We start from the raw sequence: 7,580 nt of genomic DNA on the forward strand, positions 1-7,580 counted from the left end.
TATTCCCCCTACAATTTAGTGATAAATTGCGATTCTAAGCGATAAATCGGCTGCCCCTTCGCAGAAAACTTCTCTTCATATTCTGTCATCACATTATCCTCTGGCATATTTGCATGCAGGTCGAGAGATACATACTTTAATAACATCCCATATTCAGACATACTGATTAAAGAATACTCGAAAAGACCTCGGTTATCCGTTTTAAAATGGACTTCCCCATTATCCACTAAAATCGACTCATATAATTTCAAAAAATCCCCGTGCGTTAAACGTCTTTTTGCATGTCGTGTTTTTGGCCAAGGATCTGAGAAATTCAGGTATACACGTGATACATCGTTTTTGTCAAAGAATTTATATAAATCTGCGCCATTTACTTTTAGTAAACGTAAATTCGCTGGAGATTTTGCCTCTAGCACTTTTTCTAGTGCACAAACAATCACACTATCGTAAAGTTCAATGCCAATATAATTGATTGTTGGATTTTGCAAAGCCATACCGGTCACAAATTGTCCTTTTCCAGACCCTACTTCAATATGAATAGGGTTGTCATTGCCGAAAACAGCCTGCCAATTTCCTTTAAAGTCTTCAGGATTTGGAATAATCACCTCTGGGTGATCTGTAATCATTTCCTCTGCCCAAGGCTTATTTCTTAATCTCAATGTTGTTCCTCATTTCTTTCTTGTGAAATTATTGATTTTTTTATAGTATAACGTATTCCCTTATAATTCGCATGAAATTATTGCACAATGATATTTTTATGAATCCTTAACAATAACCTGCCAAGCATTTTGTTGTATTGTACAGTGGATATTGGTCTCTTGATTGACAATGCCAATATAATTACCATCCGTATGGCAGTCAACCTTATCTGCTACGATAAGATCAAAGACCTGCCCCTGTAAAAAAGTAACTTCCTTAAATTTTGTATGTTTTTCAAAAAACACAGTGACAAATACCAGTAATAATTTGATACGAGAAATACCATGTACAATTGTGATATCCACTTGCCCATCATCTGCTTTTGCGGCAGGTGATATTTTCATGCCGCCTCCAAAATAAGGTTGATTACTCATCGCCACAAACCACGTCTGCTGAAATTGCCATTCCTGTCCCTCTGAACGTATCGTTATGTCAAAGCGTTCAAAGCGAAATAACCCTCTAATTACAGCGACAGCATACGAAAGTTTCCCTAGTCCAATTTTATTGAGATAAAACTTAAGACGAGAAGTGTTAATTGATTTTGTCACAAAGGCATCGAAGCCTATGCCAGCATTATTAACAAATATTTCTTTTCGTTGATTACCAATTTGAACGATCCCTGCATCCATTCTTACATTAGCCAAGGTAGTCTTTACATAATCCTCGATTTGCTGGGCATTGGAAAAGGTATGAAAATAACGTGCAAAGTCATTACCAGAGCCAGCACGAACTACACCAATTATGATGTATTTATTATGTATAACACCACTAACTACTTCATGAATGGTGCCATCACCGCCAACAACGACAAGCAATTTCTTCTCTTGTTGCTGGTGTGCCCATTGTTGAGCGATTTCCTGTCCATGTCCTGCATATTCAGTAAAAGCCACTTGATAGGAAATCGTTAGTTGCTCTTGAAGTTGGAGCCAGACTTTTTTTCCTTTTCCATTCCCAGCGGCCTCATTGACAATAAATAGAACGTTCATACATCATTCCTCTTTTGGCTGAGATGCTTGCTGCCATATATCTCGGTTAAAGGAGGTAGTTTGGACCGTATTTAAAATTGTCTGTGCAGCTCGGATTTGCATATGCTTCATAGGAGAGGAAACTTTTCTTAAATGCTCTATCCATTCATGGTAATTTCGACGATCAACAAAGCGTACCCCAAATGGTGAACCAGGATAATCAAAATACCCATTACGAGATAGCACAACCTTACGGATGGGCATATCAATATCCTCTTGTTTAAATAATTGCGACAGGACCGATTCCATCCGCCCTAAGTTAATCGTTGGATTCAAAACTTTAGAATCCTTCGTCCCTACTTTTTTAATCCAGAAGCGATCACTGCCACCTACATATACAGCTTGATTTTCAGCCTCTAAGACCGTAATACAAATACACTCTGTCGGCGACATTAACACTACATCTAGCTCTATAGGTGCTTTTCTAATTTGTAGTATTGGATAATAAAACAATAGATAATTATCTGGCAATGTTTGCAATAGCATACGGAGCAATGAGTCACGCATGAAGCGAGGATCTACATATGATTTTTCCCGTAATGTTGAACTAGCCCATTTCATTTGAAAATGAAAGAACTGATCAATAAACATTCGTTTCAACTCATGGATGGATTGTGGTGCATACACAATTTTAGGTTCAAATGTGAGTGTCGTTTCTTCTTCAGGAATTATATCCTCATCGCTGACAAGCTCATTTGATATTTCTACTTCTTCAACATCATCTGTTGTTTCCTTTTGCCGCCCAGCAAACCATTTTTTTATGAAGGTAAAACGTTCTTTTTCCTCGTAAGCCTCCGCTTCCACCTCATTGTCGACATGTTGCCACTCGCTAATATCTTCTCCCAATTCCCACTGTCGCTTAATGCGCTCCCATTGGTTTTTCTTCAAGCGCACAAATTGTGTTGGGTATCTCGCTAAATCAATTTGATAGCGTGAAATGTAATCTTGTAATTTCACCAATTGTGCCATGTAAAGGTCACTCCATTCTTACTCACCATATCTATAGTTCTCTTTTTATCTAGATTGCTTTGGTAGAAAAGAGGCATTGTATTCAATACATCGACAATTATTCTACAAATTTCAATCTGTAAAATTATTCATTACTATCCTTTTTATTTTACATGACGATACCAAACATTACATCCATAAAAAAGAGAACTACCCTTATCGATAGTTCTCTTAAACGGTTCTTTTATTTTGTATTCAAAGAAAGTGGTAATTTCGCCTCAAAAGCTTGTTGCAATTTACGCGTCCATTCACCTGGCACACCAGTACCGATTTGGTTTCCATCCACATCAATAACAGGAGTAACTTCTGAAGATACAGAAGATACAATAATTTCATCCATTGTTAATAAATCAGCTTTTGTCATTGGTTCTTCAACTACAGGTAAACTAATCTCCTCTGCACATTTTAAAATGACTTGACGAGTAATACCGTTTAAAATGAAGTTATTTGCTGGGTGTGTATAAAGCTTACCGTCTTTAATCCCATAAACATTTGCTGATGAACATTCTGTTACGATATCCCCGCGATGTAAAATTGCTTCGTAGCAGCCCTTTTCAGCTGCCTCTTGTTTTGCTAATACTGCACCAAGTAAGTTTAAAGATTTGATATCACAGCGCAACCAACGAATATCCTCTACAAACGTAGCCTTAACCCCTTTTTCAAAGTTTTCATATGCACGTTCACCAGCTTTCACATTACCCGTTAATACAGCTGGAACACTTGCATCTGGGAAAACGTGATTACGTGAATTGGCACCACGTGTAATTTGGAAATAAACATGCCCTGTATCAAGATTATTTTTTTCAATCAGCTCATGTAATAATTTGTGTAAAACGTCTTTTGTATAAGGAATAACAAGACGAATTTTTTCGGCGCTTGCATAGAAACGATCAATATGCTCTTGTGCTGTAAACATATTTCCGTTATAAACTTTGATTACTTCATAAATACCGTCACCAAATTGATAGCCTCTATCTTCTGGTGATACTGCAATGGATCCTTCTTCAACAATTTGATCATTCCATAATGAATATGCCATGTTTTGCTCATCCTTTTCGTCTTTGAGTTATTTTTTTCCTGCAAGTTCAACAATTGCTTCAGCATAAATTGCCGCTGCTTTTACAAGGTTTTCAACGACAACAAACTCATCCGCTCGATGCGCTACATCTGGCTCCCCTGGGAAGAGCATGCCAAATGCCACGCCTTTTTTCATCACACGTGCATACGTCCCACCACCAGTTGATAATAAAGGTGTTTCTGTATCTCCCGTTTGACGTCTATAGATAGCTGCTAATGTCTGGATGAATGGATCATCTTCGCTGACATAATGTGGCTTGGAGTCGTCTTGTATGTCTAGAGAAAACCCTTTTTCTACCGTTAAGCGTTGTGCTGCTGTTATTTTTTCATCGAATGGATAGGAAACTGAATAGCGCATACTAATTACTAAACTGCCGCCTTTATGGACATCATAGCTTACGATCCCTGGATTTAATGTTGTTTGTCCTGACATTGTATCCTCAAACTGCAGATCGAGCTGACTACCATAATGATTCTGATAAAAAACATCTGCAATAAAGTCGACAAATTGTTTACTTGCTTCTGTCGTCAACTCTTGTTGTAAAAATGCTGCAAGATAAACAGCTGCATTGATACCTTTATCTGGTTCCATTGCATGGGCTGCTTTACCTTTGATAGTTATTATATAGCGAGACTCCTCCATTAATAAAGAGCCTTCTAGCTGATTTTTACTTAAAAATGTTTGAAAATTCTGTTCGAATGATGCTGTTACGTGCTGAATTATTGCTTTTGCAAAATCAGGTACCATATTTGGGCGCTTTCCTGCATTAAATAGTAGTAGTTGTTCTTTCGTTGCATCACCCACTTTATTTTGAGAGAACACAAGCTCTGCAATGCCTTTTTCTGCATTGATGAGCGGGAAATCCGCATCTGGTGCAAAACCAATTGTCGGCATTTCCTCCTGTTTAAAATAGTGGTCGACACAGCGGAATCCTGTTTCTTCGTCTGTACCAATAATCATTCGTACTCTTTTTTCTAACGGAATACCTGCATCTTTCACAAGTTTCATGGCCATCCATGCCGCAATCGTAGGCCCTTTATCGTCAATCGCACCACGTGCAAATAATTTACCATCAGCTACTGTGCCGCTGAAAGGAGGGTAAGTCCAATCTGCTTCTTCTCCAATTGGGACAACATCAACATGACATAAAATACCAAGTAAATCTTCACCAGTTCCCATTTCAATATGTCCAGCATAATTATTAACATTTTTCGTGAGCAGGCCTTCACTTTGACCTTTTGCTAGTAACCATTCAAGCGCTTGAAGTGGACCATCTCCAAAAGGTACTTCAGTAGTTATTGTATCCTCATCGAGCACACTATTTATTTGCACAAGCTCCTGTAACTCTTGTATTAATTCGTCTTGCCTTTCTTTTGCAGCTTGTAACCAATCCATACCATGTACCTCCTTCAAAGTATTAACATTATTCTACACCTTACAACATATATGACAATCAGCTTTCTGACAACTATTTTCAGTAACTTCTACTGTCACTACCATATATAGCACGTTTTTCACGTATTCCCACAAAATACAGTATAAATTTTATATATTAATTGTAAATTTCTCTTGCATTCACTAGAAAATTAAGTAGTTTTTCTATATAATAAAGTTATCAGAATAATTGTTCTGACTATAAAATTAGAAAAGGGGATGTCTAAGGCAGCTACTTATTAGCCTAAGTGCACTCCGCACATATTGTCGTCCGCTAGTCTTTGCCAAGAGAATTAAGATGAAGGAGTGGTTCATTTAATGAAACCAACTACTGATCGAATGCTTAATCGTATTAAAGACGTGTACATGTTTATTTTAGACAAAGGAACCGTGTCTACACAGGATTTAGTCGAAGAGTTTAGTATCACTCCTCGCACCGTTCAAAGAGATTTGAACGTGTTAGCCTTTAACGATTTGGTGACGAGTCCAAGTCGAGGCAGATGGACAACGACGAAGAAAAAAGTAAAATTAACGTCTTAGTTTTACGTTTTGTACGTAAAGCATTGTGTATGGAAAAAGAATGACCTTTCGTCGGGGTCATTCTTTTTTGTCGTTAGAAGATTTTTAGATTTTTTTCCCACTTTGCTTACTGACTTCTCCAGCTTGCTTTCTGTGTAAAGTAATTATTTACATCACTTTTTTAGTCATCTATCTATGCAAAGCAATGATTTTTATCTTACTTCCATTCATCTATATAAAACGATTATTTACATTGCTCCTTTACCCTTCAATCTAAGCTTCACATCTTAGCATAGCAACATAAATCTGCGCGCCATTATCTGCTCTGTGCTCTTTCAAGATTATTTTAACTATTTACAGTTGCTTAACAATCCGTTAAACTCGAAACATTCTAAATGTTGAGAGGAGGATTTTATATGACTTTGTCAAAGTTGTTTCATCCATTAGTTTGGATTATTTTAGGTGGAACAATTTTTACACGTATTGCAAGCTTTATGGCAATGCCTTTTTTAGCAATTTATTTACATAATGAAATTCAAGCCTCTCCCTTACAAATTGGATTGACAATTGGTATCGCGCCGCTCATTTCCACAGTAGGTGGATTTTTCGGGGGTTATTTAACAGATCGCTTTGGTAGAAAAAGCGTTATTCTATTAACAATTATCGTTTGGAGTCTTGTGTTCTTTGGCTTCGCAACAGTTCATGCTGTTTGGCTTTTTATCCTATTCAATGCTTTGAATGGACTTTGTCGATCATTTTTTGAACCTTCCACACAGGCATTGATGATTGATTTTACACCTGCCGATAAAAGAAAAAGACTATTTTCCTTACGTTATACAGCCATTAATATTGCAGCGGTTATTGGTCCAATTATTGGCGTGTATATCTCACAGCTCTCCAGTCCAAGTATCCCTTTTATGCTGACAGGGATGATGTATATTATTTACGCAGTCTTTTTATTTTTTGTGTTAAATCGCTATCAAATGCAGCAGCCCAAAGCGGTTACACAAACAAAAATACTCAGTACATTCACGATTCTTTTGACAAATCGTGTGCTGCTTAGCTTCATATTGGGTGCCATTTTAATCAATATTGGTTACTCGCAATTTGACTCAACGCTACCACAAATTATCGAATTAAAAATTGATGAAGGTGCGAAACTTTATTCGTTATTAATCTCTCTCAATGCAGCAGTTGTGTTATTACTACAATTACCTATTAGTATAGTATCAGAGCGCTTTTCATCTACAGCAACATTATTAGTAGGTGTACTGTTCTTTGCTATTGGATTATGTATGTTTGGATTCTCCAATAATTATACGCTCTATATCATTGCCATGATTATTTTTACCATAGGTGAAATCTTTGCCTTCCCTACAATGAATGTCATGATTGATGAAATTGCGCCAGATACTCAAAAGGCAACCTATTTAGGTGCTGCACAATTTAAAAATTTAGGTGGCTTTGTTGGCCCAATAATAGGCGGTTGGCTCTTGACTCATTATATGAACGCTATGTTTCCAGTCATCGCTGTTCTTGTATTATGTAGTTGTATCTTTTATAGAACAAAAATAGCTGCTCATTAATAAACGCCCCATTGCTATCAAAATAGCTAATGAAGTGACCCCTATAAGTTAGACACGGTTATTTCGTTTAGGCAGCTTGGGTAAACTGAGTTCGGTATTCTACCGGACTCAGTTTTAATTTTGCCTTTAAACGTCTCGTGTTGTAATACGTTATATACTTTTCAAGTTCCTTTTTAAAATGCTCGACACTATCAAATTCCTTTAAATCTGTCTCTTATACACATCTGACGC

General features: G+C 37.1%; 7 protein-coding genes and 1 pseudogene. 2 read left to right on the forward strand and 6 right to left on the reverse strand.

Annotation, left to right across the window (positions count from 1 at the left end):
* Window positions 1-8: 8 nt before the first annotated feature.
* From trmB to pepV, 5 genes are all read right to left on the reverse strand, one after another.
* Window positions 9-659 (reverse strand): tRNA (guanosine(46)-N7)-methyltransferase TrmB, encoded by a 651-nt coding sequence (gene trmB / locus BFM98_RS12800; protein WP_016991781.1) that lies wholly within the window; start codon window positions 657-659, stop codon window positions 9-11.
* Between the two features lie 96 nt (window positions 660-755).
* Complete coding sequence (locus BFM98_RS12805; RefSeq protein ID WP_066037571.1) at window positions 756-1,685, reverse strand: diacylglycerol/lipid kinase family protein; 930 nt, start codon at window positions 1,683-1,685, stop codon at window positions 756-758.
* 3 nt (window positions 1,686-1,688) lie between these two features.
* Window positions 1,689-2,693 carry a nuclease-related domain-containing protein gene (locus BFM98_RS12810; protein ID WP_066037572.1) on the reverse strand — a complete coding sequence of 335 codons (1,005 nt, stop codon included), beginning with the start codon at window positions 2,691-2,693 and terminating at the stop codon, window positions 1,689-1,691.
* 223 nt (window positions 2,694-2,916) lie between these two features.
* A complete protein-coding gene (gene dat / locus BFM98_RS12815) occupies window positions 2,917-3,771 on the reverse strand; it encodes a D-amino-acid transaminase (RefSeq protein ID WP_048393484.1) in 855 nt (284 codons plus the stop codon).
* Between the two features lie 27 nt (window positions 3,772-3,798).
* Window positions 3,799-5,205, reverse strand: coding sequence for a dipeptidase PepV (gene pepV / locus BFM98_RS12820; RefSeq protein ID WP_066037573.1), 1,407 nt, complete (start codon window positions 5,203-5,205; stop codon window positions 3,799-3,801).
* Between the two features lie 357 nt (window positions 5,206-5,562).
* On the opposite strand from pepV, the gene BFM98_RS12825 reads away from it, so the two are divergent.
* Together BFM98_RS12825 and BFM98_RS12830 are read left to right on the forward strand one after the other, a co-directional pair.
* Window positions 5,563-5,784, forward strand: coding sequence for a DeoR family transcriptional regulator (locus BFM98_RS12825; RefSeq protein WP_004226074.1), 222 nt, complete (start codon window positions 5,563-5,565; stop codon window positions 5,782-5,784).
* A 395-nt stretch (window positions 5,785-6,179) separates the two neighbouring features.
* On the forward strand, window positions 6,180-7,349 hold the full coding sequence (locus tag BFM98_RS12830; RefSeq protein WP_048393481.1) for an MDR family MFS transporter: 1,170 nt from the start codon (window positions 6,180-6,182) through the stop codon (window positions 7,347-7,349).
* A gap of 67 nt (window positions 7,350-7,416) precedes the next feature.
* On the opposite strand, the pseudogene BFM98_RS23465 reads toward BFM98_RS12830, so the two are convergent.
* Window positions 7,417-7,554: pseudogene (locus BFM98_RS23465) on the reverse strand (IS3 family transposase); the annotation flags it as partial.
* Between the last annotated feature and the right edge of the window lie 26 nt (window positions 7,555-7,580).

The sequence above is a fragment of the Lysinibacillus sp. AR18-8 genome, assembly GCF_001705465.1.
GTDB lineage: Bacteria > Bacillota > Bacilli > Bacillales_A > Planococcaceae > Lysinibacillus > Lysinibacillus capsici.